We start from the raw sequence: 24,397 nt of genomic DNA, 5'->3' as shown, positions 1-24,397 counted from the left end.
ACGGGGTGCTTTGGATCTCCGCCCGACGCACCTTGTTCGCGGCGTCGATCCGCTCCGGCTGACGATATCGCGCTCACCGTTCATGGATACGCGCGTGAGCAGCCAACATTCGCGGCCCCGCTCCTGCGGTCGGGCGCCGACTCGAGCCCGCGGCGAAGCGCCGGGACCTCCGCGGACGGCGTCACGGCGAGCGTTGCTCGGGCCCCGGAAGTCCCGGACGCATCCAGGGCTTCCAGGCGTCGACCACCGCCCGGGGGCGCTGTCAGTCGGTCTGCTTCGTCGCCCACCACGCCGGCGGGGCCCCGACCGCGAGGTCACGCGCCTCGAACCACTGCTCGATCCACTGCTTCACCAGGCCGTCGCGAAAGGCGAACCATCGCTCGCGCGCGCCGGGCTCCGCCAGCAACGTGTCCTTGAAGCGACGAAACGGCTTCGGCCCGCTTAATGCCCGCTCGAGCCGCGCCCGCAGCTTCTCATCGTCGACGCCCTGGCTGAAGCGCGCCATCCACTCATGCTCCGTGCGCCCGTCGAGGTGCCCGATCTCGAGGTAGCGCGCGGGGTCGGCGTCGATGCGCTCGCGCTCGCCGGGGTCGTCCTCGAAGGGCCCGGTCACACAGACTTCACCGGTCGCCGTATCGTAGTAGGACCGGAGCTCCCGGTCGGCGCAGTCGAGCGCAAATTCAAAGTCATCCCAGACGGGCCGCGGGGCGTCGACGGTGATTCGCATGACCGTCCCACGGTGCGCGAAGTCGCGCGGTATGTCAAGAGGAGGCGGCACCCAACGCGGCGACCCCACGGCGCCTGTGAAAAAGCGGCGATTGCCCCCGAACTGCTCACCCCGCCGGCGCCAGGCCCATGCGCAGCAGCTGCGCGTCGAGCCGCTGCCGGGCGACCCGCAGCCGGCTCTTCGCCGTGCCCTGGGGGATCCCGTGCGCCGTCGCGATCTCGGCGCTCGTCATCTCGTGGGCATATCGCAGCTCGAGCAAGATCTGCTGATCGAGCGGCAATTTGCGCAGCGCCGCGGCCAGGCGCTCGAGCTTCGCGTACGCCGATATCTGCGCACTCGGCGAGGGCGCCAGATCCTCGAGCGAGGAGACCCCCGGGTCGAATTGCTGGGCCTTGCGCAACCTCCGGAAGTGACCGAAGAGCACCAGCCGCGCCGCACCGTAGAGATACGCCCGGAAGCTGGCGATGCCGTCCGGCCCGCCGCCCAGGCGGTCGCGCGCCTGCACCATCGCCTCCCAGGTCTGCTGCACGAGGTCGTCGACCTCGAAGTCACGCACCTTGTCGGCGAAGAATCGCCGCACATGCGGCCCGTAGTGCCGCGCCAGCGCGTCACCAGCTCGCGCGTCGCCGGCCTGCCACGCGGCGAGCAGCGCCAGGTCCTGCGGGTTTCGGGCCAGCGCCTCGGCGCGCGGGCCAGCGCCAGCAGCAGGGACCTCGGGTGTATCGTCGGAGCTCATGCGGGCACGGGCGTCGCCAGGATGGCACGCCCGCGCCCCGCCACCAAGACGCTCAGCCGCCGGCGATCGCCGCGCTCACCTCGGCGACCGCCTTCACGCTGCCGCCGAGCGCCGTCGTCCCGCCCGCGAGCACCTGGCCCACCGCGTTCAGCTCGGACACCGCGCAGCCGATGCCGACGGTGGCCCGCACGCTGAAGTCGTCGGCGAATTCGCCGGGCAGGCTGCCCGCCAGCTGGCCCGCCGCCTCGCCCAGCCCTGCGCCCGCCGACAGCACCAGCTCGGCCCGCGCGGACGCGGCGAGCAGCCCCGCGTAGCGCCCGCGAAAGCCCTCGACCCAGGCCTTGAAGGCCGCCTTCTCCTCCACGCTGACCGTGTCCTTGAACTGCCAGCCGATCTCCAGGCTCGGCGGCGTGCACTCGGCCTGCAGCTTCGCCTCCGCCTCCACGCTCGCCTCGCACTCGGCCCGCGCCTTCGGCGGCACCACCTCGCCGTCGCAGCTGCCGTCGCAGCTCGCGCTGGCCTCCGCGGCCGCCTCACAGCGCAGCTCGGCACCGGCCTCGCACTCGCCCGCTGGCGCCTCGTACTCGCAGCTGCCCTGGCACTTGCCCGTGCAGCTCGCGCCCGCCCGCAGCTCGCAGCTGCCCTTGCACGCGCCCATGCACTCGCCCGCGCACTGCCCGTTGGCGCCGGTCACCGTGCAGGTGCCGTCGCACTCGCCGTTGCAGCTGCCATTGCATTGCAGGTCGCCGGTCAGCTCGCAGGTGCCGGTGCAGCTGCCGCTGCACTCGAGCTGCGGCGCGGTGCCCTTGCAGACGACCTTCGCGCTCGCGTCGCAGCTGGCCCCGGCGCTCGCGTCGACGGTGCAGGTGCCCTTGCACTCGACCTTGAGCTCACCCGGCTCGAGCTCCGCGTCGCACTTCGCCGTCGCGTCGACCGCCACCTTCGCGTCGACCGTGCAACGCGGCGCCGCGTACGAGATCTTGAGCCCGCCAGAGACCGTCGCCTCCAGCTTGAGCTCGAGCGCCGCGCGGATGTCCGCCGCGGTGGCGCCCGCGTCGAGCTCGAGCGACACGGCGATGCCCCGCAGCTCGGCCTCGACCCCGGCCTCGACCGCCAGCGCGGCCTTGTTGAAGCCGACCACCGCCGCGAAGAACGCGTCGACGCTGGCCAGGCCCGAGATCGACGCGTTGCCGTCGAGCAGCCCCTCCGCGGGGCACTCGAGGCCGCAGACCTCGGTGGCCTCGCAGCCGGGGGTGAGGGCCAGAGCGCCGCCGAGGACGGCCGCGAGCGAGAGGGAGGACGTATGGAATTTGCGGGACATGACTGGTTACTCCGGACAAAAGTCGGCCCGCCGCGCCGCCGCTCGGACCGGGACCGGCGACAGCCGGCCCGCCGATCGGCGCGCGTCTCGGGGTTCGCCCTGAGGTGTCGCAACCCGCCGCGAGGGATCGAGTTTTTTTCACGCCCGTCCACAGCACCACTTCTCTCCCGCTCCGGCGCCGCTCCCGGCCTGTGTTATGGTCGCCCCGTGCGCTACCGGCCGCCGAGCATCCTCTCGCAGCTCACCGCCCTCCAGGCGGAACTGGGCTGGCTCTCACAAGACTCCCTCACCGAGCTCGCCCACCGACTCGGCGTCCCCCTGCACCGCGTCGAGGGCGTCGCGTCCTTCTATCCCCACTTCCGCCGCGAGCCCCCGCCGGCCCACCGCGTCGAGCTGTGCCGCGACCTCAGCTGCACGATGGCCGGCGGCGCCGAGGCCCTGCGCGCCGCGGCCCGGGCCCACGAGGCCGCCACCGGCGAGCGCGTCGAGGTCGCGGAGGTCTCGTGCCTCGGCCGCTGCGACCGCGCCCCGGCGGCGCTGGTCCACCACGACCCGGTCACCACCCCGGCCGAGCTGCGCGCCTGCCTCGCGCACGCGCACACCGCAGCTGACCCCGCGGACATGTCCCGAAAGCCATACCGCATCGATCCCTACGCCAGCCCCGGCGATCGCTACGCCGCCGCCCGGGCCATCGGGGCCATCGGGGCCGGCGACGCCGCGGCGGCCGAGCACGCGATCGCCGAGCTGCGCGCCGCGGGTCTGCGCGGCATGGGCGGCGCCGGCTTCCCGACCGCGATCAAGTGGAGCACGGTCCGCGCCACCGTCGCGGACGAGAAGTTCGTCGTCTGCAACGCCGACGAGAGCGAGCCCGGCACCTTCAAGGATCGCGAGCTCCTCGCCGCCCTGCCCCACCTCGTATGGGAGGGCATGCTGCTCGGCGCCCTCGTCGTCGGCGCGACCCGGGCGATCCTCTACATCCGCCACGAGTACGAGCTCGAGCGCAGGGCCATGGCCGCCGAGCAGACGGTCGCCGCGGCGGTCGCCCGCGAGCTCGGCGTCGAGCTCGAGATCTTCGTCTCCCCCGGCGGTTACATCATGGGCGAGGAGACGGCGCTGCTCGAGGCGCTCGAGGACCGCCGCGGCGAGCCGCGCAACAAGCCGCCCTTCCCCGGCGTCGTCGGCCTGTTCGGCCGCCCCACCCTCATCAACAACGTCGAGACCCTCGCCGCCGCGACCGCGATCCTGGCCCGCCCCGACGGCAGCGCGTGGTGGAAGGCCCAGGGCCTGCGCGGCTGCGGCGGCCTCAAGTTCATCTCGATCTCCGGCGACGTGGCAAGGCCCGGCGTGTTCGAGGTCGCGACCGGCACGACCGTCGCCGAGCTGGTCGCCCTCGCCGGCGGCGTCGTCGACGGGCGCCCGATCGCGGCGATCCTGCCCGGCGGCGCGTCCTCGGCCTTCCTCCCGCCCGCGGCCGTCGACACGCCGCTCGACTTCGAGGCGATGCGCCGCGCCGGCTCCACGCTCGGCTCCGGCGCGGTCGTCATCGTCGCCGAGGGCCGCGACCTGCTCGCGCTCGGGCTCAGCCTGACCCGCTTCTTTCGCAACGAGTCGTGCGGCAAGTGCGTGCCCTGCCGCGTCGGCTCGCAGAAGGCGGTCCTGCTGCTCGAGCAGGTGCTCGCTGGCGACGCCGGGCCCAACGTGCCCGAGCTGCTGCGGGCGCTCGACCAGACGATGGCCCAGACGAGCATCTGCGGGCTCGGCCAGGTCGCGCTGACGCCGGCGATCTCGGTGCTCGATCACTTCCCCGCCGCCCTCGCCGCGCACCCGCCGCGTCGGCCGAGCTTGCGCGACCGGGCGTGACATGGTCGCGTGCGGCGAGGAGCGCGGGGCGAGGATATCTGGGCAGTCTGTCCCCCGGGACAGGCTCATGATATCTCATCAGTCTGTCCCCCGGGACAGGCTCGCATCAGCCCCCCGTGCTAGAGCCTTGGGTGTCCGCGCGGTCGGTCCCGTGGGACCTCCGGGAGGGGCTTCCGCGTGACGGACGATGTGCGCATGCGGGGCTTTCGCAGCCGGGTCGAGCTCACCGAGGTGGTCGCCCTGCTGCGCGGCGACGCGGCGGCGTTGCCCCCGGAGGCGGTGGCGGTCACGGCCTGCGTCGGCCGCGTCCTGGCCGCACCCGTGTACGCGCCGATCGACGTGCCCGGCTTCGTCCGCGCGGCCGTCGATGGCTACGCGATCCGCGGCGAGGACAGCTTCGCGGCCAGTGAACACAACCCGATCGCGCTCGAGCTGCTCGGCACCAGCCTGCCCGGGCGGCCGTGGTTGGGCACGGTCGCCAGTGGTCAGGCCGTCCGCATCACCACCGGAGCGCCGGTCCCCGCGGGGGCCGACGCGGTCCTCCAGGCCGAGCTCGCCCGCAGCACGCGCGGCGACCAGGTCGAGCTGCTGGGCCCGGTCGCACCCCGCCGCCACCTCGGGGAGGTCGGCGAGGACCTGGCGCGCGGCGAGCTCGTGCTGCCCGCCGGTCGCGTGCTGCGACCGCAAGACGCCGGGGTGCTGGCGTCGCTCGGGCTCGCCAGCGTCGCGGTGGTCCGGCGCCCGCGCGTGCAGCTGCTCGTCACCGGCGACGAGCTGGTCGCCCCGGGCACAGCCCCGGGCCCGTGGCAGATCGTCGACAGCAACTCGGTCGTGCTCGCCGGCCTGTGCGCCCGCGACGGCGCCGAGTGGCTCCCCACCCTCCGCGCCCGCGACGGTGAGGCCGCGCTCTCGGCTGGCTTTTCGGACCTGTCCTCCGGGCCAGCCGACGTCCTGGTCGTCAGCGGAGCCACCAGCGTCGGCCTCGAGGACCTCATGCCCACACTGCTGGCCCGCGTCGGCACCCTCGAGGTCCACGGCGTCGCCGTCCGCCCCGCCAGCCCGACCGGCCTCGGCCGCCTCTCCGACGGCCGCCGCGTGTTCCTCCTGCCCGGCAACCCGGTCTCCTGCCTGTGCGCCCACGAGCTGCTGCTCGGCCCCTGGCTGCGCGCCCTCGCCGGCCGCCCGCGCCCCTTCGCCCTGCCCCACGCCAGCGTCACCCTCCCGCTCGCGCGCAAGCTGACCAGCAAGGTCGGCCGCTGCGACTTCGTCCGCGTCCGCGTCGAGGCCGGCCAGGTCGTGCCCGTCGCCACCTCCGGCGCGAGCAACCTGTCCTCCACGGTGCTCGCCGACGGCTTCACGATCGTCGCCAGCGACAGCGAGGGCGCCGCCCCCGGCGAGCCCGTCCTGGTCCACCTCTTCGACGGACCGTATGTCGGCCCACCTGTCCCTGAGGACAGACCACCTGTCCCCGCGGACAGCCCACCTGTCCCCGCGGACAGCCCACCTGTCCCCGCGGACATACCTACCCCACCTGTCCCCACGGACAGACCACCTGTCCTCGCGGACAGCCCACCCCGCGGAGCCGCACCGTGAGCGAGCAGCGCCAGTTCTTGCAGGTCGTCGACGGCGACGAGGCCCACGCCCGCTGGTGGGCCGCCGCCCGCCCGGCCCCGCTGGCCTGCGAGACCGTCGCGCTCGCCGAGCTGCGCGGCCGCGTGCTCGCCGAGGCCGTCGCCGCCCCGCGCGACGTCCCCGGCTTCGACCGCAGCAACGTCGACGGCTACGCGGTGCAGGCCAGCGACACCTACGGCGCCAGCGAGGCCGCCCCGCGGCGCCTGCTGCTCCGCCCCGAGCTGCTGGCCTGCGGGGTCGCCCCGGGCCTCACCCTCGCGGCGGGTGAGGCGGTCGCCATCGCCACCGGCGGGGTCGTCCCGCGCGGCGCCGACGCGATCGTCATGGTCGAGGACTGCGACGTCGCCGACGATGTCCTGCTGGTGCGCCGCCCTGTGCACCCGGGCGGCATGATCTCCTTCGTCGGCTCCGACATCACCCGCGGCGAGGTCGTGCTGCGCCCGGGCATCCTCCTCGGCGCCCGCGAGACCGGCGTGCTCGCGGCGATCGGCCGCGCCGAGGCCTGTGTCCACCGCCGCCCGCGCGTCGGCGTGCTGTCCACCGGCGACGAGATCGCCGCCCCCGGCCAGCCGCTCGCGCCCGGGCAGGTCCACGACTGCAACCAGACCCTGCTCGCCGACGCCTGCGCCGAGCTCGGCGCCCTGCCGCTGCGCCTCGGCATCGCCCGCGACCGCGACGACGAGCTGCGCGCGGCCCTCCACGCGGCCCTCCACACCCACGCCTGCGACCTCATCCTGCTCTCGGGCGGCACCAGCAAGGGCGCCGGCGACCTCAGCTTCGCCGCCGTCGCGGCGCTCCCCGGCCCCGCCCCCGGCCTGCCCGCGATCTGCGTCCACGGCGTCGCCCTCAAGCCCGGCAAGCCGCTGTGCCTGGCCGCCACCGCCGTCGGCCCGCGCCGCGTCCCGATCGCCGTGCTCCCGGGCTTCCCCACCTCGGCCCTCTTCACCTTCCACGAGTTCGTCGCCCCGCTCCTGCGCTGCCTCGCCGGCCTGCCCCCGGAGCGCGCCGAGGCCCTGCCCGCCCGCCTCGCCCACGACCTGAACAGCGAGCGCGGCCGTCGCGAATACGTGCTGGTCCAGCTGCTCGCCCCCGCCGATCCAGGGCCCCCGCCATTGCCATCACCTGTCCCCACGGACATGTCCATCCCGACATTGTTAACACATGTCCCAACGGACATGTCCTTCCCGCAATTGCGTGCACATGTCCCCACGGACAGCTCCATCCTCCCGGTCGCCCTCCCGATCGGCAAGGGCTCCGGCTCGGTCACCGCGTTCTGCCGCGCCGACGGCTTCATCGCCGTCCCGCGCCAGCAGGAGCGCCTCGACGCCGGCGAGCGAGTCGCGGTGATCCGCAGCGCCCCCGGCGGCCACGCCCCCGACCTCCTGATCGTCGGCAGCCACTGCACCGGCCTCGAGCTGCTCGCCGACCGCCTCCACGCCGCCGGCCTGCGCGTCCAGCTGATCGCCCAGGGCAGCCAGGGCGGCCTCGCGGCGGCCGCCCGCGGCCACTGCGACCTCGCCCCGACCCACCTCCTCGACCCCGCCACCGGCCGCTATAACCACGCCTTCGTGCCAGGCGGATGCTCGCTCGTCCCCGGCTACGGCCGCATGCAGGGCCTGGTCCACCGCCCGGACGACCCGCGCCTGCGCGGCGTGCTCGTCGGCGACCCGCTCGCCCTCTCGCCCGCGATCCTCGCCGCCGACCTGCAGATGGTCAATCGCAACCGCGGCAGCGGCACCCGCGTCGTCATCGACGAGCTGCTCGCCCCGCTCCGCCCGCTCCGCCCGTCCGGCTACACCCACGAGGCCCGCTCGCACGCGGGCGTGGTCGCCTGCGTCGCCCAGGGCCGCGCCGACTGGGGCGTGGCGATCGCCAGCGCGGCCGCCCCCGCGGGCCTCGCCTTCACGCCGATCCGCGAGGAACAGTACGACTTCGTCGTCCCCGACAGCCGCCGCGATCGCCCCGCCGTCCAGGCCTTCCTCGCAACCCTCGCCGACCCGCAGCTGCGCAGCGAGCTCCGCAGCGCCGGCTTCCTCGCCTGACATCTCCTCCCAAGGGCGCATGGCGTATCCTCGCCGCGTGGGCCCGACCCTGCTGCGCTCCCTCCCCGTCTCCGCCGCCAGCGGCCTCGTGCGCCTCGGCGCCGTCTCATACATCGTCGCCGACGACGAGCTCACCCTCCTGGCCTGCCCCGACCACGGCCCCGACGCCAGGCTCACCCTGCTGCCCGGCGAGCTCCCCGAGGCGCACGCCGCCCGCAAGGCGCACAAGCCCGACTTCGAGGCGCTGTGCCGCTGGCCCGGCGACGGCCTGCTCGCGCTCGGCTCTGGCTCGGCCGCCACCCGCCACCGCGCCTGCCTCGTGCGACATGTCCTCAGCGACATGTCCTCGGCGACAGTCGAGGTCCTCGATCTCGGCCCGCTGCACGCCGAGCTCGCGCGCCACTTCCCCGCGCTCAACCTCGAGGGCGCCGCGATCATCGATGAGCTGCTGCTGCTTCTGCAGCGCGGCAACGGCCCCGGCAACCACAACGCGATCGTCGAGCTCGACCTCGCCGGCGCCGTCGCGGCGACCACCGCGGGGCGCCCGTGGACCGGCGCGCTCGTCCACGCGATCCATCGCTTCGAGCTCGGCGATCGCGGCGGCGCGGCGCTCGGCTTCACCGACGCCTCACCCCTGCCCGACGGCTCACTCCTCTACATCGCCGCCGCCGAGGCCAGCCCCGACACCTACCACGACGGCGTCGTCACCGGCGCCGCGATCGGCCGCCTCGACCCCCAGCGCCGCCTCCAGTGGCAGGTCGAACTCCCCGGCCCGCACAAGCTCGAGGGCGTACACGCCGAGCAACACGGCGACCGGCTCACGCTGTGGCTGGTCAACGACCCCGACGACCGCAGCGTCCCAGCCTCGCTGCTGCACGCCCGCATGGACCCTCGCACCGGCGCCTGGCGCTGACGCCCGCAACATCCCGGCCTCGCCGCTGCACGCCCGCATGGACCCTCGCACCGGCCCCTGGCGCTGACGCCCCCTTGCCCGCTGGCCCGCGCGCTGCGATCCTCGCTCGCACAACGTGTCCGCCAAGGCCCCAGCAACAAGCTTCGGCGCCGTCATCCTCGCCGGCGGCCGCTCGTCGCGGATGGGCCAGCCCAAGCCGTGGCTGCCGTGGCGCGGACGACCCCTGCTCACGCACCTGGTCGAGCTGGTCGCGTCGGTGTGCAACCACCCGATCGTCGTGGTCGGCGCGGCCGGCCAGGAGCTGCCGCCGCTGCACCCGAGCGCCGTCCGCGTCGACGACCCCAGCGAGTACGAGCAGGGCGGACCGCTGGTCGGCCTGTTTACCGGCCTCGGCGTGCTCGCGGCCCACCGCACCGACATCGCCTTCCTCGGCGCCTGCGACAACCTCTTCCTCACCGCCGATCACCTGCGCCTGCTGTTCGCCACCCTGGTCGCCGAACCCGGCCTCGGCGGCATCCTCCCGGTCGAGGCGCCCGCCTCCGGCGAGGCCACCGACCGCCACTTCCCTCACCCGCTCGCCAGCGCCGTCCGCGTCGCCCCGGCCCACGCCGCCGCACGTGAGGTGCTGGCCCGCGGCGGCCGGCGCCCGCTCTTCATGTTCGACCGCCTCGGCGCCCGCTGGCTCGACGCCACCAGCCTGCCCGAGCCCCGAGTCCTGCGCACCTGCAACACGCCGGACGAGTACGCCGCGGCGCTTGCGGAGGACCGCGCGGCTTCCGGGTGAGCGCCTCGCGTGCTAGCGTCCCGCCCCGTGAACGCGACCGAAGCACCCCCCGGCGCCGCGCCTGACCCGACGCTGGCGCCACCGCCTGTTGCCCCCGCGCCGCGCTCGCGCAACCCGATCCGCCGTATCTACGAGTGGGTGCTGTCCTGGGCCGAAAGCAAGTACGGCGTGCCCGCCCTGTGCGTGTTCGCCTTCACCGAGTCGAGCTTCTTCCCGATCCCCCCGGACGTCCTGCTCATCGCCCTCGCCCTGGCCGCCCCGACCCGCGCATACCGCTTCGCCGCCTGGTGCACCCTCTTCTCGGTGCTCGGCGGCCTGTTCGGCTACTTCATCGGCTACGCGCTGTGGGCGGTGTTCGAGCCATACCTGATCAACCGCGTATTCTCGCAGGAGAACTTCGAGCTCGTCACCAACGAGTACAACAAATACGGCGTGCTCGCCGTGTTCATCGCCGCCTTCACGCCGATCCCCTACAAGGTCTTCACCGTCGCCGCCGGGGTCGCCAAGCTGAACCTCGTCGGCTTCACCCTCGCCAGCATCTTCGGCCGCGGCGGCCGCTTCTTCCTGGTCGCCCTCGTCATCCGCCTCGCCGGACCGCGCGCCCGCAAGTGGATCGACGAGTACTTCAACCTCGCCACGATCGTCGGCACCCTGCTGCTCATCGGCGGCTTCCTGCTCATCAAGTTCCTCAAGTAAGCAGCGCGGTATGTGAGCACTCGGGCTAAAGAAAACCCGAGCTGACGACGCTGAACGCCAGCACGTCGATCGCCTCGCCGGCCGCGCCGCCGTCGCACGCGCCGCTGCGCGCCTCGGACACGGCCGCGTGGTAGCTCTCGCCGCCGAACTCTCCAGGCACGCCGCCGTCCTTGCCCGCTGCGAGGATATTGACCATGTCGCCCTGACCGAAGGAGATGGCCCGCGGCGTGAACTGGTCGCCCGAGCCGTCGCTGCACGCCAGCGGCGCACAGTCACCCGCGACCAGCGCGACCTCGACGTTCGCGTGGAACCAGTCGGCCGGCGCGTCCGGAGGCGCGAGCGTCGGCCCCTGCCCGGCGACGATGTACCACTGGCCCTGCCCGCGCACGCGCAGCCACTCTCCGGTGACCTCGGCGTCCGCGTCGGTCGTGACCCGATAATCGACCTCGACCGCCTCGCCGACCACCAGCCCGACCACGCCCGTGTTCACGAGCGTCAGCGTGAAGATGCCGGTGAAGTCGCCGGCGCAGTCGAGCGCCAGCGAGGCGTCGCTGATGCGCTGACAGCTGGCGACGCCGGGCTCCGGCGGCGTGGCCCAGGCGAACGCCGGCCCGAGCCCACCACCGACACACTCGACCACCATGCCACCGGTGGTCGGTACGTCACCGCTGCTCGCCGTGCCGGTCGCCGGCGTGCTCGTGGCCGCATCGGTGTCGCCGCCCGAGGACGCATCCGTGGTGCTCCCCCCCGAAGGGCAGGCGCAGAGCAGACTGGCGAACGCGAGGCCAACAAAGAGGCGCATCGCGCCAATCTATCGCAGCCGCGCGCGCATTGCGAGCCAGCTCAAGCGGCTGAGACGACTGGATCGCCGCGGCGTCGCAGACGTAGGATGCCGTGGTGCTTCGCTTCCTGCCCACCCTGTGTGTCGGTCTGCTGATCGCCGGGTGTACGCGCACGTCGAGGACCGCGGCTGCCGAGGCGCGATTACTGCGATTGACGCGTTCTTCGAGACCTGGCTAAATGGGGACCGTCGTTCGGAACGATGTGCCATCCGGTCGTTGCAGCGGGGATGTGTGAATGTGGTCATGCGGGACATTGCTGTTCTTGACGGCGGCGCAGGCGGCCCCGCCGGACCCCGCTCGCGTCGCGGACAGGGCCGTCGCGGCGGCGACCGCGAATGTCACGGCCCGCGCGGGGCAGCTCCCGTGGATCCAGCGTTTCCGGCCAGTCCGCAACACCTGGGAGCTCGGGCTGTACAGCGGCGTGTGGAGCCCGTCGGCGCGGCATGAGTTCTACCAGCCGAACCTCGCCGTCGCGGGGTACGGGCATCAGCCCCTCGCGCGGGCGGGTGCGGACATCGGGCTCCGCGTCGGCTACTACCCGCTGAGCTTCGTCGGGATCGAGCTCGAGGGCGGGGTTATCCCGACAACGGCCGCCGACGGCCAGCGGGCGACGCTGTACACGCTCCGACCCATGGTCCAGGCCCAGCTGCCCTACCGGATCTCGCCGTTCATGCGGGCCGGCCTCGGCCTGGTCGGGATCTCGTCGCCTGTCCTCGGCAAGGATGTCGATACGTCGCTCAACCTCGGCGGAGGCGTCAAGTTTCGCGTCAACCACCGCGTCGCGCTGCGCCTCGACGTCGTCGATAATGTCACCACAGCGTTCGGGATCGGCAAGGCGCGAACCAACAACGTGGAGGCCCTGTTCGGGCTGTCGGTCCGGCTGGGGAAGGCGAAGGCGAGGCTCGTTGCGCCCGCGCTGGTGGTCATCGACAGTGACGGGGACGGGCTCCGCGATCCTAAGCAGGTCGGGGTGCTCCAGGCCGACGAGGATCTGTGCCCGAAGCAGCCGGGCCCGCCCACGAACGGCGGCTGTCCATTGACCGACGGCGACGACGACGGGCTCCTCGACCTCGTCGACATGTGCCCGGTCCAGCCGGAGACCATCAATCAGATCGACGACCTCGACGGCTGCCCGGACAGCGTCCCTCCGGTCCAGAAGTGACGGGACGCACTCGAGGCGAGGCCAGGTCGCCGTTGCCAGCCAGGGACCACACCGCCGAGGCGTTCTGCCGCAGGACTGGCGTATCATCGCGCCGCGATGACCCACAAGCGCACAGCGATCGTCCTCGGAGGCTCCGGTTCGGTCGGAGCCGCACTGCTCCGCGAGTTGTTTTCCGACGATGGCTTCGACGCCGTCATCACGCTATCCCGACGATCGCTACCCGAGGCCGTCGCCATGGCTCGCAGCGTCGGCCGCAGACTGGTGGAGAAGCTCGTCCCCGAGATGAAGCCCGCGCCCCTCGCCGCGGCGACGATCGATGCAGTGAGCGACCTCGACGGCGATCTGGAAGGATTCAGCGTGCTCGGCGTCGGCGCCGGCACGGCGAAGCTCACGCTCGAGGAGCATCGCGCGGTCGACGTCGCGCTGAACGAAGCGTTCGCGCGGGCGCTGCGAGATTCAGGCAAGGTACCGCATCTCGCGTTCATGAGCGCCGCGGGTGCGAACCCGACTGCGAAGGCCAGCGGCAGTGGTGGCGCAGGCATGTCGCGGTACAACCGCGTGAAGGGCGAGGCCGAAGCGGCCGTTCGCGCGAACGGCCCGGCGATCGTGAGCGTGTTCCGTCCCGCGATGATCATCGGCTCTCAGCACACGCCGTGGCTGCTCGAGAAGACGCTGCCGTTGTTCTCGTTCGTCACGCCGGCGAAGTACAGGTCGATCCGCGTGGAACAGATCGCCAAGGCGATGATCGCTACGGCGAAGCATCACCCCGCGGCGAGCGCGACGTATCACTACCCGGAGATGATGGCGCTGATCGCGAGCGGGCAGGCGTAGTCCTGAGCGTCGACTCGGCGTTGGTCTGGCTGTCTTCGGTCGGTAATCCCCCAACTGAAGCGAATACTGCCCTCCTCGATCTCCGGGCCCCTCGCCGCGACGCAGAAGCTGAACTGATCGCTGCCCGCGTCGGCCTCACCACCGCGGAACTGCTCCGGGGACATGTACGCCGGCGTGCCCGCCGCGGTGACGCGGAGGTCGGCCAGGTTCTCGCGCGACACGTCGAGGACCGGCGCGGACGAGACGCCGCGGCCGCGCGACAGCCCGAAGTCGAGGACCCGGACCCCCGGCCGTCGGCGCCGAGCATGGCCGAACTGGTCGTGCGTGCCCGGCACCGCGAAGGCGTCGGCGGACCGGTGGGGCTCAACCGAGGTCACGTCGACCGGAGCATCGACGGGTGTACGCTCCGCGGGTGGATGGTCGCCGCGCCTGGCCGGTGGCACGCCGACGAGCGGCAGCAGCGGCAACACCGGCTCTTCCCGAGGATGTCGCGGCACATCGGCCATCCTGCGATAGTCGAGGAACGGGGCTCGTGCGGCAACAGGGGCCGGCCGCGCGCCAGCGCACCCCGACGACGAGGCCGCCACGAGGATTCCGCCATCGCCCGCGCCGTGTGTCTTCTGTATAGTCGGCGCCCCGCACCGGAGCGGCCTGGATTCGTGGAGAGATATGTCGCAGGTGAACGCTTGATATCGTCGACGTGTGGCGAGTGGTCCAACTGGGCGGGGAACCTCCATTGCGCGCCGCGGGAGATCGTTCGGCCCGAGACTCGAGAGGAGCTGCAGTCCGCGGTGCGGCGCGCAGCCGGCGTGCGCGTCGTCGGGGCGGGCCACTCGTGGAGCGCGCTCGGGTGCACCGATCAGATCCTCATCGACACGCGCTCGCTCACCAAGGTGCTCGCGCTCGACGAGGCCAACCAACGCATCACGGTCGAGGCGGGCATCCTGCTCGCCGACCTCGACGAGGCGGTCGCCGGGCGCGGGCTGGCGCTGGCCACCGAGCCGAGCATCGCCGAGATCACGGCGGCGGGCGCGATCTCCACGGCCTCCCACGGGACCGGACTGGCCCACGGCGCCTTCTCGGAAGAGGTCGTGGCGCTCGAGGTCCTGGGATGCGGCGAAAATCCGCGGTTTTCGATCGCTACCCGGCCGCCAGCCCATGCTCGGCGACGGCCGCGGTCAAGCAGCCCGCCGTGCGACGGCGGCCCAGGGATGTGAGACATTACTGCCTTGCACTCGCTCGCGGCCACTGTGCACATCGTGGGGGCCGCCCTGACTCTGGGGGGCGGCGTGTGGCTGTGGCTCGAGCGAACGCGCGACCGGATCCCCTTGATCGATCCGCAGGACTCGCTCCGCACGATCGGGGTGCTCGTGATCATGCTGGTCCTGTGCGGCGTGGTATTGCTGCCGTTCACGGCCGACGTGAAGCCGCGGGAAATGGAGCACGCGATGATCCCGATGTTCGCGTGGGGGGTCGTGGGCTCGCTCGCGGTGGCATTCGCCGCGCTCAGGCGGCTGTCGTGGTGGGTCGCCCGCGGGTCGCTACGATGGATCGACGACACCCACCTCGAGGTCACGCTCGGCGACGAGACCCACGAGATCGACCTGCATGAGAGCACGGTGCGGCTGTCCGCGCGACATGGCGGCCGCCACCACACCATCCAGGTCCATCTCGAGGCCGGCGACACCTGCATCGCGCTGCACTTCCTGGCCGGTGAGATGTGGCACCCGGCGAACACGATCGCGGTGAAAGAGGGGTCGTCGGAGGGGTTGATGCTCGGCTTCGGGAGTCGCTACTTCCTGGCCAAGATCTACCCCTTCGCCTCATTCGCCCGCAGAGCGTCATAGCCACCGCGGCTCACCGCACGAGCCGAGCGACACCAACAAGCCAGCCGCGGCCCGCGCACGCAACGAGCGCATCGACTTCATGACCCGAGCGGTGCCTACGCTGCACGGCCGACACCAGCGACGAATCGCCGCCTGCTGGCCGTCCGGAGCCCTCACGCGGGTTCAGCGGCAGATCGGGCTCCCGCGACACACCGGGGGACGCAGCTCGCGCACTGGCGCGTACGCAACGAGCGGGCAACCTGGTCCCACGATGAGCAAACTTCTACGCGGTGCAGTTGCGGGTGCTGGGGCTTGGAAGCTCGGCGGTGGCGTCATTGGCACCATCCTGCTGTTCATTCTTTTGTGGGTCGTCCTCGGCAATTTCGACATCTTCAAGTGAGTGATCGAGGCACAGGGCTCTGGCGATGTGGCTGACCTGCGAAGGCTCCCAGAACCCGCCGTACGAGGCCGAATTCGGGGCTTCGTCTTGCTATAGGAGCGCCATGACCAACATCAAGATTTCCAACGACCTCGCTGAAGACATCGAACTCGACGCCGACGTCGCGGCTGCCCTCAAGGCAAGTGCCGACAAGGCGACCCAGGTGCCGCACGTCCACCTGAACAGCCTCCTGCGGCACCTGTTGGACCTGCCGGACCCGTTGACGGGAGAGCCGGTCGGAGCAGATCCAGTCAACACCAGGATCAGGTCTGGGACGACGGGCGGAAGTAGACCGTCCGCCGGGTGATGTCCTCGCGCGACCTTCCCTCCGTATCGAGCCTTCTGGAGCGCCATGACCAACATCAAGATTTCCAACGACCTCGCTGAAGACATCGAACTCGACGCCGACGTCGCGGCTGCCCTCAAGGCAAGTGCCGACAAGGCGACCCAGGTGCCGCACGTCCACCTGAACAGCCTCCTGCGGCACCTGTTGGACCTACCGGACCCGTTGACGGGAGAGCCGGTCGGGGCTCCAGTCAACACCAGGACCAGGCCTGGGGTGACCGGAGGAAGTGGACCGTCAGCCGGGTGATGTCCTCGCGCGACCTTCCATCTGTATCGAGCCTTCTGGAGCCCCATGACCAACATCAAGATTTCCAACGACCTCGCTGAAGACATCGAACTCGACGCCGACGTCGCGACTGCCCTCAAGGCCAGTGCCGACAAGGCGACCCAGGTGCCGCACGTCCACCTGAACAGCCTCCTGCGGCACCTGTTGGACCTACCGGACCCGTTGACGGGAGAGCCGGTCGGAAGGTCAGGTACGTCGGGCGGCTGAATACCGCGTCCCCCGAACCCGCCGGATGACCGACCAACGTCGAGATGGTACCAATGAAGCTGAAACGCGCCAACGGTGAGACGCTGAACGTAGGTGGGTACCATTTCGTGGAGGCCCCGAAGGGAACGCACCAATTCGTCGGATCGCCCGAGTTCGTACCACCGGCAAAGGTCGATCTCCGGCACGCCCTCTCGGCTGTCGAACAGCAGGGGAAGACAGAGAGCTGCGCCGCGCACGCTGCGGCCGGCGCTTGCGAGTACCTCTTGAGGCGGCACCAGGCCGACGCCGGGCACGACGTCAGCCGGCTCTTCATCTACTACAACGCGCGCGCGTCGGCGAGCCCTGACACGTCTAGCATCACGGACAAGGGGGCCTCGCTGCCCGCTGTGATGAAGGCCCTGAAGCAGCACGGCGCCTGCCGGGAGACGTCCTGGCCGTTCGAGGAAGGGTCGGTGAATCAAGCGCCGCCCAAGAATCTTTACGAAGAGGGGAAGAGGTTGTTGATCGAGGGCGAGGAGTCTGTCCCCACGACGATGGCCGCTTGGAAAGCGGCGCTCGCCAATGGACACCCCATCCTCTTCGCGGTCCAGATCTTCAGGTCGTTCGCCAGCGATAGGGCGGGGCTCATTCCGATGCCCACCTCAGCGGACAGGTCGAATGCATGGGGAGGCCATGCCATGCTCTGCGTCGGCTACTCGGACGCGGACGCGGTGTTCATCGTCCGAAATTCTCATGGCACCGAGTTCGGCGACGCCGGTTATTGCTACATCCCATACACGTACATGATGTCGTATAATTATCACGACTCATGGATCATCAAGCACGTCGACGCGCTCGAGCCGGACAAGTCGACGTGGTCCACCGAGGATGATGGCGTGCTCGACAAGGCCGACACGATTCTCTCGAAAATGTCCGAAAAGGAGTACTCCGAAATGCTCGACGCGATGGACGAGCATCGATTCGAACTCCGACTCGCACTTCTCTTCTATCACAGCGCCGCAGCTGACAATACCCTCAGCGAGGCTGAGATCTCGAAGGTAGCCGAATACCTTCGACCAATCCTCAAGCGGGCCGGAGGCGACGATGACGCGAATGGCATCCTCGGCTACGCGCTCGCTCACATCGACAACCAGGCGCTCATCGATGAATCGATTGCACTCTTCGCGCGCTTCTTCTCCGCGGAAGACCTGGCCTGGATTCTCTCGGCGATGCGACGAGTGAACGAAACCGACGGCGAACTCGCCCAGGAACGTGCATTCCACCACTCTGTCGCCAAGGCCTGGCGGATCGAGGGATGAGGGAGCCGGGTTCGTTGGCCAGGCTCGGCTCGATGGTCGCTCGGCGGTGAGCTCGAGGCGATCCCGAAGCGCTTCGGCAGAGGTCGAGGCGGCTGCGACGGATCACGACTGAGCATGGGGTTCCGTACTCCGAGCTCGAGTCGCTTCGTAGACGCTGGTGCCGCGCACGGATCAATTCGAAGTGCGTGGACGTGGGGTGGCGTGTCGGCCGCAACGCCGCCTCGTCGCACGACACTGGACGGTCCGGCCGCGCAGAGGATGTGAGTCACATGGCCATGTCTGCGCCTTTCACTGCGGGATCGGCGGCTTGCACAGCCCGCCGCCCTCGATCTGCGAGTTGGTGCGGAAGGTGTTGAGCTGCTTCCACGACGGCGCCTCGAACTGCGGGATCGTGCCGTCCTCGCGCACGTTGGTCACGTGGTACGTGTGCTGATTCCAGATCCGGCGCGCCTGGATCCAGCGGTCCATCTTGTCGCGGATCACCTGCACCGTCGGCGACTGCGGCTGCATATACTGGCACGACACCACCACGATCTCCGCCGACCCGTCGTTGTCGATGTCGGCGACGATCGGGTATTCGCTGAGCGTACCCGACGAGCGCGGGATCTTCAGCAGCACCTGGCCCTTACCGTCGAAGATGAACATGAAGTGTTCGTCGGCGTACATCGCCTCGGCCACGCCGTCGCCGAGGAAGTCGAAGGCGGTGCCCGCGGCGATGCCGCTCTGGTCCGAGACCGCCGCCTTCCACAGGATCGCCGGGCCGATCGGCTTGTAGGTCGTGTAGTTGTTGGCCGAGCTGGTCGCGAACTCGGATTTGCCGTCGCCGTCGAAGTCGTGGACCGTCGATGGCCGCAGCCAGGTCGTGCCGCCGGGGAAGTCGCCGGTCGGGCGCTGGTCCTGGTAGATGACCGAGCCGTCGTGGTTGAGCAGGGACAGGCCGTTCATGTTGGTCACCAGCACCTCGGGCTCGGGGTCGAGGTCGAGGTTGGCGATCGACGGATAGCCGGGGCCCACACCGCTGACATAGTATTGCGCGCCGGTATGATGATAGGCCGCGTGGCCGAGCACGACCTCCTGGTCCTTGTCGCCGTCGAGGTCGGCGAAAGCCGAGGACGACCAGTTGCCGGCCGGCTGCGGCGCGGTGAACAGCAGGGTCCCGTTGTGATCGAAGAGGCGGTTGCCGGCGAGGATCTCGACGTCGCCGTCGTTGTCGGCGTCGGCCAGGGCGATCGAGCCCGAGTAGACCTCCGGCCAGTTGCTCGCGCTGGTCCACTTCTTGGTCCCGTCGTGCTCGAAGGCCACCGGGTTGCCGCCGACGATCGAGGTCACGATCTCCGGCAGGCCGTCGCCGTCGATGTCGCCGAGCGCCGGGGTCACGGTGTGGTCGACCGCGTCGGCGATCTGGAAGTGCAGCGCGCCGGTCAGGCCGTCGAGCACGTAGATGTGGCCGACGATGTTCGGCTGGCCCGAGCTCGGCGAGGCCACCACGACCACGTCCGGGATGTCGCACAGGTCGATCGCGCCGTCCTGGTTGTCGTCGGTGAGGTTGGCGACCAGCGGGGTGACGATGCTGAACTGGTCGCCGTTCGGTCCGGTCCACGCCCACTGGATCTCGGGCTCGAAGCTGTTGGGCGGGGCCTCCTTGTCGCACTCGCCGATCGCGTTCATGTCGTCCTGCACCTTGCACAGATCGACCGGCGGCCCGGTCGTGCTGTCGGTCTCGGGGCCGCCGGTCCCGCCGACGTCGAACTTCGGCCCGGAGCCCGTGCTGGGCTCGCTGCTCGGGTTCCCGCTCGGGTCGCCGGTCGGGTCCGACGCGACCGTGCTGGTCGGCCCGGAGCCGGTGTTGCCGGTCCCGCTGACCCCGCCGGTTTCGCTCTCGCCGGACGCGGTGGTCGGCGCCGTGGTCGGCGTGGTGGTGGGCTCACTCGTCGGACCGCCCGGGGTCGCGCTGGCGCTGACGGACTCGCTCGCGCTCTCGCGGGTGCTGTCGCCGCACGCAGCGGCCAGGAGGACGAGGACGAGGGATCGAGGGAGCTCGCGCGGCATGCCACCAGCGTCGCCAAGGGGCGACATCGGGTCAAGCGTCGCCGGCTCACGCGGCGATCGACCGCGATCAGGCGCGCCGCGAACGCTGCTTGAGGAAGCCGAGCAGGCGCTCACGCAGCGCCGGCGAGGTCCAGGTCGGCAGCGCGTCCTCGAGGAAGGCCCGCGCCTGCGCGGCGTCCTCGACGAGCACGCCGGCGCGCAGCTCCGCCTTGGTCGCGGCGTAGATATCGGCGGGGTGCTGGGCCAGGGCCGCGAGGCGGGCGCGGGCGAGGGCGAGGTCGCCGAGCTCGTCGACGAGGCCGAGGCGCAGGGCCCCCTGCGGGTCGTGCAGGCCGGCGCCGAGCACCACCTCGTCGAGGTGCTCGGGGGCCACGCGGCGGCGGACCAGCTGCAGCACGCTGCGCGGGAAGCGGAGCCCGAGCGCGACCTCGTTGAGGCCGATCTTCCCGGTCGGCGCCGGGCTGGAGACGCGATGATCGGCGCACAGCGTGAAGATGCATCCGCCGGCGATCGCGTGGCCGTTGACGAAGGCCACGAGCGGCCCGGGGTAGAGATAGAGCGCGTGCATGGTCTGCTCGAGCAGCTCGAGGTAGGCCCGCATGCCGGCGACGTCGAAGCCGGCGAGCTCGACGAGGTTGAGCCCCGCCGAGAGGGCGTCGCCCGCCCCGGTCAGCAGCGCCGGCGCCCCCGCGGCGGCCTCGAGCTTGGCGAGCAGCTCGCGCATCAGGACGGTGCTGAGGGCGTTCTTCCCGGGGCCTTCGAGGACGAGGTCGATCATGCGGCCGCGACCATAGCAAAGCCGCGCGCCGCGTTGCTATCATCCGCGCCCCGATGTCTGCCTCGCCGCGCCTGATCCTCGCCTGTCTCCTGCCCCTGACCGCCTGCAACCCGCCGGACGCGGGCAAGAAGACCGAGCCCGCGAAGTCCACGAAGCCCGAGCCCGCGAAGACCGAGCCCGCCAAGCCCGAGCCCGCGAAGACCGAGCCCGCCAAGCCCGCGCCGGTCGACCCGAGCGTCCCTCTGGCCGGCGAGCGCCACTTCCAGGGCAAACTGCAGCAGCTGACGCACGGGGGTGAGAACGCCGAGGCGTACTTCTCGAGCGACGAGACGCGCCTGGTGTTCCAGTCGACCCGCGACGGGGCGGCCTGCGACCAGATCTACACCTTGCACCTGCACGAGGGCGCGGTGCAGCGGATCAGCAGCGGCAAGGGTCGCACCACCTGCGCTTATTTCCTGCCGAAGGACGAGCGCATCCTCTACGCCTCGACCCACGCCGCCGCCGACGACTGCCTGCCGCCGCCCGACCGCAGCCGCGGCTACGTGTGGAAGCTCTACCCCGAGTTCGACATCTACACCGCGAAGGCCGACGGCAGCGACACCAGGCCGCTCGTCGTCGGCCCCGGCTACGACGCCGAGGCCACCGTCTCGCCGCTCGGCGACCGCATCGTGTTCACCTCGACCCGCGACGGCGACCCCGAGCTCTACATCATGAACATCGACGGCAAGCAGCAGCGCCGCCTGACCAACAGCAAGGGCTACGACGGCGGCGCCTTCTTCTCACCCGACGGCAAGCGTCTGGTCTACCGCGCCAACCACCCCGAGGGCGCCGACGAGCTCGCCAAGTACGAGGAGCTGGTCAAGGAGAACCTGGTCCGCCCGACCCGCCTCGAGCTCTTCGTGATGGACGTCGACGGCAAGAACCAGCGCCAGGTGACGAGCAACGGCAAGGCCAACTTCGCCCCGTTCTTCCACCCGGACGGCAAGCGCATCATCTTCAGCTCGAACCAGGCCGACCCGAAGGGCCGCAACTTCGACCTCTTCCTGATCGCCGACGACGGCACGGGCCAGGAGCAGGTCACCTTCAACGACAGCTTCGACGGCTTCCCGATGTTCACCCGCGACGGCAAGACCCTGGTGTTCGCGTCGAACCGCGGCGCGGCCACGCCGGGCGACACCAACGTGTTCCTCGCCACCTGGGTCGACTGATCGCGGGTCGGTCCACAACGAGGACTCGCCGCCCTCGATCAGCTCGCCGGTCGCTACAGCGGCCGGAAGCGGCCGGTCCACACCGAGGACTCGCCGCCCTCGATCAGCTCGCCGGTGGCCAGGGCGACGCCATCGGGGCCAGCCACGAGGTCGGCCGGGAAGATCGACGGCGGCACGAGGTCCTCGCCCGGCGCGCGCACGCTGACGTGGCAGCGCGGCTCACCCTTCGCGTCGAGGCGGGTGGTCCACACCTCCCACCACTCGCTGTCGGCCTGGCTCACGTCGTCGAGCCACGAGCCGCCGACCACGATGTTGCCGTCGGGGTAGATACCGAGCCCGCTCAGGTACCACTCCTCGCCGGCGACGATGAAGTCGTCGCGGGTGCGCGACCAGGTCGGCGCGCCGCCGTCCGGGCCGAGGCGAAACACCCAGAAGGTCGCAGCGGCGCCGTCGCGCAGCACGCCCATCGCGATCTCACCGTCCGGGCCGACCGCGAGCGGGCCGATGTTGTGCTTGTGCTCGCTGCCATCGGCGAGCGGTGAGGCGGTCCACAGCGGCTTGCCGCCGTCGGGGGCGAACTTGAGGAGGGTGGCCTCGATCGTCTTGGCGTCGACGTACTCGCGGGCCAGCACGTGGATGCTGCCGTCGGGCCCGAGCGCCACGGGGCCGGGCGCGTCGACCGAGTAGCCGTCGCTCGGCTCGCCGGTCCAGGTGGTGGTCCACAGCGGCGAGCCGTCCGCGCCCGCGAGCTTGGAGATCCACACGTCCGTGTCGTTGAGCACGTCGCGGATCTGCCCGACCGCGATCACGTCGCCCGTCGGCGTGGCGACCACCGAGGTGCCATAGTCCTCGCCGGCGTCGAGCTGGCCGTCGAACACCTGCGTCCACAGCGGGGCCCCGTCGGCGCCCGCGAGCTTGCCGATCCAGATGTCCTTCGCGTCGGCCCCGTCGAGGCTGCCGATCAGGAAGACATCGCCGTCCGCGTCGACGGTGCCGCCGGCGGCGTAGAGGTCGCCCATCGGGTCGCCGACCTCGCGACGCCAGCGCTGCACGCCGTCGGCGTCGTAGGCGAGCACGAGGATCTGGCGCGGCCCGACCATCGAGTTCTGCTCCTGGTCGACGGTGATCTCGCGCAGGCGGGCGAAGGTCACGAAGCCGCCGTCGGGCGCCGGGGCGACCTTCACGCCGCCGATGATCGACTGGGCCGTGGGCGCCAGCTCGGTCACCGCGAGCTCGAGGCCGCAGGGCACCTCGCAGGCGGCGCTACAGCCATCACCGTCGCCGAGGTTGCCGTCGTCGCACTCCTCGCCGGCCTCCAGATAGCCGTTGCCGCAGGCCGGCGTCGGCGGATCGAAGCCGGTCTCGCCGCCCGAAGATCCCGCCGAGGAGCTCGATCCGCCGGTGCTCTCCACGCCGCTCGTCGGGCTGGTCGTGCTCTCAGCGACCTCGCCGCTGCTGCTCGCCGCGCTCGTGCTCGCGCTCTCGCCCGCCCCGTCGTCCCCGCAAGCGAGCACACCGGCGAGGCAAAGCGAGACAGCGAGGCGCGCGGCCGACATGCGCCGCGAGCATCGCAGGAAGCCGACGCGCCCGTCAAAGCCTCATTAGCACTCGTTCTTGTCGCACACGCCGGGCGGCGGCACCGCGTTGCCAACCCCGACGGCGCACCAGCTGGGCATGCTCGGCGGCAGGCCGAAGTCGTTGTAGGGCGACTCGCCGGCCTTGAGCCAGTAGGGGTGATCGAACAGGAAGTCCCACAGCGGGGCGAAGGCCGGCATGCCGTCGGGAACGTCGAATGGCGGCGTCGAATGGTTGCAGTTATGCACGCACTCCTCGACGAAGTGGCCGCCCTCGACCAGCTTCTTCTCCAGGTCGTGCGAGGCGTCCTGGAAGTTGATGACGACGCAGAAGTCGTTGGGTCCGCCCCACAGGACCAGCGCGGGCAGCTTGTGCGCCGGGGGCGTGAACGGCCGCACGGTGCCGCCGCCGGTGCCGCCCGAGAGCGAGAGGAAGGACGACAGCCGATCGCCACGACCGCCGACCAGCTGGTCGGTGAACAGCGCGCCCGCGCTGACGCCGACGCTGCCGACGCAGTCCTTGTCGACGCCGAATTGCTCGTGCACGCAGGACAGCATGTCGTCGAAGAACTGGAACTCGGCCTCGAGCTGCTCGTCGCTGTCGAGGATGCTAAATGGCCACTTGAAGAGGACGCCCTGGTCGCTGTTGCGGCCGTCGGGGATGACGGCGATGAAGCGCTTCTCGTTGACGGCGATCTGGGCCTCGGCCCGCTCGTAGAAGTCCTTGCCGGAGCCGCCGAGCCAGTGCCACATGAACATGACGGGCAGCTGCTCGCCGGGCTGATAGTCGTCCGGGACGATGACGAGGAAGGTGCGGTCGTAATTCTGGCCGGCGACGCTC

25 protein-coding genes are annotated in these 24,397 nt (G+C 71.1%); 16 read left to right on the top strand and 9 right to left on the bottom strand.

The window, feature by feature from the left end:
- Positions 1 to 262: 262 nt before the first annotated feature.
- From IPJ59_RS27990 to IPJ59_RS27980, 3 genes are all read right to left on the bottom strand, one after another.
- A complete protein-coding gene (locus IPJ59_RS27990; protein ID WP_293274072.1) occupies positions 263 to 727 on the bottom strand; it encodes a UPF0158 family protein in 465 nt (154 codons plus the stop codon).
- Positions 728 to 833: 106 nt separating this feature from the next.
- Entirely contained in the window at positions 834 to 1,463 is a 630-nt protein-coding gene (locus IPJ59_RS27985; RefSeq protein WP_293274071.1) for an RNA polymerase sigma factor, read from the bottom strand.
- A 52-nt stretch (positions 1,464 to 1,515) separates the two neighbouring features.
- A complete protein-coding gene (locus tag IPJ59_RS27980) occupies positions 1,516 to 2,784 on the bottom strand; it encodes a hypothetical protein (protein WP_293261680.1) in 1,269 nt (422 codons plus the stop codon).
- 207 nt (positions 2,785 to 2,991) lie between these two features.
- Here IPJ59_RS27980 and IPJ59_RS27975 point away from each other — a divergent pair, with 207 nt between their 5' ends.
- From IPJ59_RS27975 to IPJ59_RS27950, 6 genes are all read left to right on the top strand, one after another.
- Positions 2,992 to 4,644 carry an NAD(P)H-dependent oxidoreductase subunit E gene (locus IPJ59_RS27975; protein WP_293261683.1) on the top strand — a complete coding sequence of 551 codons (1,653 nt, stop codon included), beginning with the start codon at positions 2,992 to 2,994 and terminating at the stop codon, positions 4,642 to 4,644.
- Positions 4,645 to 4,839: 195 nt separating this feature from the next.
- Positions 4,840 to 6,237 carry a molybdopterin-binding protein gene (locus tag IPJ59_RS27970; RefSeq protein WP_293274070.1) on the top strand — a complete coding sequence of 466 codons (1,398 nt, stop codon included), beginning with the start codon at positions 4,840 to 4,842 and terminating at the stop codon, positions 6,235 to 6,237.
- Entirely contained in the window at positions 6,234 to 8,318 is a 2,085-nt protein-coding gene (locus tag IPJ59_RS27965) for a molybdopterin biosynthesis protein (protein ID WP_293274069.1), read from the top strand. The genes IPJ59_RS27970 and IPJ59_RS27965 overlap by 4 nt, the downstream gene beginning before the upstream one ends.
- Positions 8,319 to 8,355: 37 nt before the next feature.
- Positions 8,356 to 9,231, top strand: a complete 876-nt coding sequence (locus IPJ59_RS27960; RefSeq protein ID WP_293274068.1) for a DUF6929 family protein — start codon at positions 8,356 to 8,358, stop codon at positions 9,229 to 9,231.
- Between the two features lie 115 nt (positions 9,232 to 9,346).
- Positions 9,347 to 10,015: a molybdenum cofactor guanylyltransferase gene (gene mobA / locus IPJ59_RS27955; RefSeq protein ID WP_293261692.1), complete on the top strand. Its 669-nt coding sequence runs from the start codon at positions 9,347 to 9,349 to the stop codon at positions 10,013 to 10,015.
- 27 nt (positions 10,016 to 10,042) lie between these two features.
- Positions 10,043 to 10,711 (top strand): YqaA family protein, encoded by a 669-nt coding sequence (locus IPJ59_RS27950; protein ID WP_293261695.1) that lies wholly within the window; start codon positions 10,043 to 10,045, stop codon positions 10,709 to 10,711.
- 25 nt (positions 10,712 to 10,736) lie between these two features.
- On the opposite strand, the gene IPJ59_RS27945 is transcribed toward IPJ59_RS27950, so the two are convergent.
- A complete protein-coding gene (locus IPJ59_RS27945; RefSeq protein WP_293261698.1) occupies positions 10,737 to 11,513 on the bottom strand; it encodes a hypothetical protein in 777 nt (258 codons plus the stop codon).
- A 302-nt stretch (positions 11,514 to 11,815) separates the two neighbouring features.
- Between IPJ59_RS27945 and IPJ59_RS27940 the strand changes: the two genes are divergently transcribed.
- Together IPJ59_RS27940 and IPJ59_RS27935 are read left to right on the top strand one after the other, a co-directional pair.
- Positions 11,816 to 12,715, top strand: a complete 900-nt coding sequence (locus IPJ59_RS27940) for a porin family protein (RefSeq protein WP_293274067.1) — start codon at positions 11,816 to 11,818, stop codon at positions 12,713 to 12,715.
- A gap of 96 nt (positions 12,716 to 12,811) precedes the next feature.
- Positions 12,812 to 13,546, top strand: a complete 735-nt coding sequence (locus IPJ59_RS27935) for a Rossmann-fold NAD(P)-binding domain-containing protein (RefSeq protein ID WP_293261704.1) — start codon at positions 12,812 to 12,814, stop codon at positions 13,544 to 13,546.
- Here IPJ59_RS27935 and IPJ59_RS27930 read toward each other — a convergent pair.
- Positions 13,504 to 14,016, bottom strand: a complete 513-nt coding sequence (locus IPJ59_RS27930; RefSeq protein WP_293274066.1) for a protein kinase family protein — start codon at positions 14,014 to 14,016, stop codon at positions 13,504 to 13,506. The genes IPJ59_RS27935 and IPJ59_RS27930 overlap by 43 nt on opposite strands.
- Between IPJ59_RS27930 and IPJ59_RS27925 the strand changes: the two genes are divergently transcribed.
- The 7 genes from IPJ59_RS27925 (at position 13,963) to IPJ59_RS27895 (ending at position 17,947) form a co-directional block, all read left to right on the top strand.
- Entirely contained in the window at positions 13,963 to 14,763 is an 801-nt protein-coding gene (locus tag IPJ59_RS27925; protein ID WP_366524706.1) for an FAD-binding protein, read from the top strand. The two genes, IPJ59_RS27930 and IPJ59_RS27925, sit on opposite strands and share 54 nt — an antisense overlap.
- A gap of 12 nt (positions 14,764 to 14,775) precedes the next feature.
- Positions 14,776 to 15,393, top strand: coding sequence for a hypothetical protein (locus IPJ59_RS27920; protein ID WP_293274064.1), 618 nt, complete (start codon positions 14,776 to 14,778; stop codon positions 15,391 to 15,393).
- Positions 15,394 to 15,643: 250 nt separating this feature from the next.
- On the top strand, positions 15,644 to 15,772 hold the full coding sequence (locus IPJ59_RS27915) for a hypothetical protein (RefSeq protein ID WP_293261716.1): 129 nt from the start codon (positions 15,644 to 15,646) through the stop codon (positions 15,770 to 15,772).
- A 103-nt stretch (positions 15,773 to 15,875) separates the two neighbouring features.
- Complete coding sequence (locus IPJ59_RS27910) at positions 15,876 to 16,118, top strand: hypothetical protein (protein ID WP_293274063.1); 243 nt, start codon at positions 15,876 to 15,878, stop codon at positions 16,116 to 16,118.
- Positions 16,119 to 16,163: 45 nt separating this feature from the next.
- The gene (locus tag IPJ59_RS27905; protein WP_293261722.1) at positions 16,164 to 16,403 is read left to right on the top strand and encodes a hypothetical protein; all 240 of its coding nucleotides are present in this window, start codon (positions 16,164 to 16,166) and stop codon (positions 16,401 to 16,403) included.
- A gap of 45 nt (positions 16,404 to 16,448) precedes the next feature.
- Complete coding sequence (locus tag IPJ59_RS27900) at positions 16,449 to 16,649, top strand: hypothetical protein (protein WP_293261725.1); 201 nt, start codon at positions 16,449 to 16,451, stop codon at positions 16,647 to 16,649.
- 53 nt (positions 16,650 to 16,702) lie between these two features.
- The gene (locus tag IPJ59_RS27895; RefSeq protein ID WP_293261728.1) at positions 16,703 to 17,947 is read left to right on the top strand and encodes a C1 family peptidase; all 1,245 of its coding nucleotides are present in this window, start codon (positions 16,703 to 16,705) and stop codon (positions 17,945 to 17,947) included.
- A gap of 288 nt (positions 17,948 to 18,235) precedes the next feature.
- On the opposite strand, the gene IPJ59_RS27890 is transcribed toward IPJ59_RS27895, so the two are convergent.
- Together IPJ59_RS27890 and IPJ59_RS27885 are read right to left on the bottom strand one after the other, a co-directional pair.
- Positions 18,236 to 19,996, bottom strand: coding sequence for an FG-GAP repeat domain-containing protein (locus IPJ59_RS27890; protein WP_293274062.1), 1,761 nt, complete (start codon positions 19,994 to 19,996; stop codon positions 18,236 to 18,238).
- A gap of 67 nt (positions 19,997 to 20,063) precedes the next feature.
- Positions 20,064 to 20,774, bottom strand: a complete 711-nt coding sequence (locus IPJ59_RS27885) for an enoyl-CoA hydratase/isomerase family protein (protein WP_293261734.1) — start codon at positions 20,772 to 20,774, stop codon at positions 20,064 to 20,066.
- 53 nt (positions 20,775 to 20,827) lie between these two features.
- Between IPJ59_RS27885 and IPJ59_RS27880 the strand changes: the two genes are divergently transcribed.
- Entirely contained in the window at positions 20,828 to 21,982 is a 1,155-nt protein-coding gene (locus tag IPJ59_RS27880; protein WP_293274061.1) for a hypothetical protein, read from the top strand.
- 53 nt (positions 21,983 to 22,035) lie between these two features.
- On the opposite strand, the gene IPJ59_RS27875 is transcribed toward IPJ59_RS27880, so the two are convergent.
- Together IPJ59_RS27875 and IPJ59_RS27870 are read right to left on the bottom strand one after the other, a co-directional pair.
- The gene (locus IPJ59_RS27875; protein ID WP_293261740.1) at positions 22,036 to 23,538 is read right to left on the bottom strand and encodes a PQQ-binding-like beta-propeller repeat protein; all 1,503 of its coding nucleotides are present in this window, start codon (positions 23,536 to 23,538) and stop codon (positions 22,036 to 22,038) included.
- A gap of 45 nt (positions 23,539 to 23,583) precedes the next feature.
- Positions 23,584 to 24,397 (bottom strand): alpha/beta hydrolase family protein (locus IPJ59_RS27870; protein WP_293274060.1); only part of this gene is annotated, 814 nt, incomplete at its 5' end.

It is taken from the genome of Nannocystis sp. (assembly GCF_016714285.1).
Classification (GTDB): Bacteria; Myxococcota_A; Polyangia; order Nannocystales; family Nannocystaceae; genus Nannocystis.
This window is presented reverse-complemented; position numbering and strand designations above follow the sequence as displayed.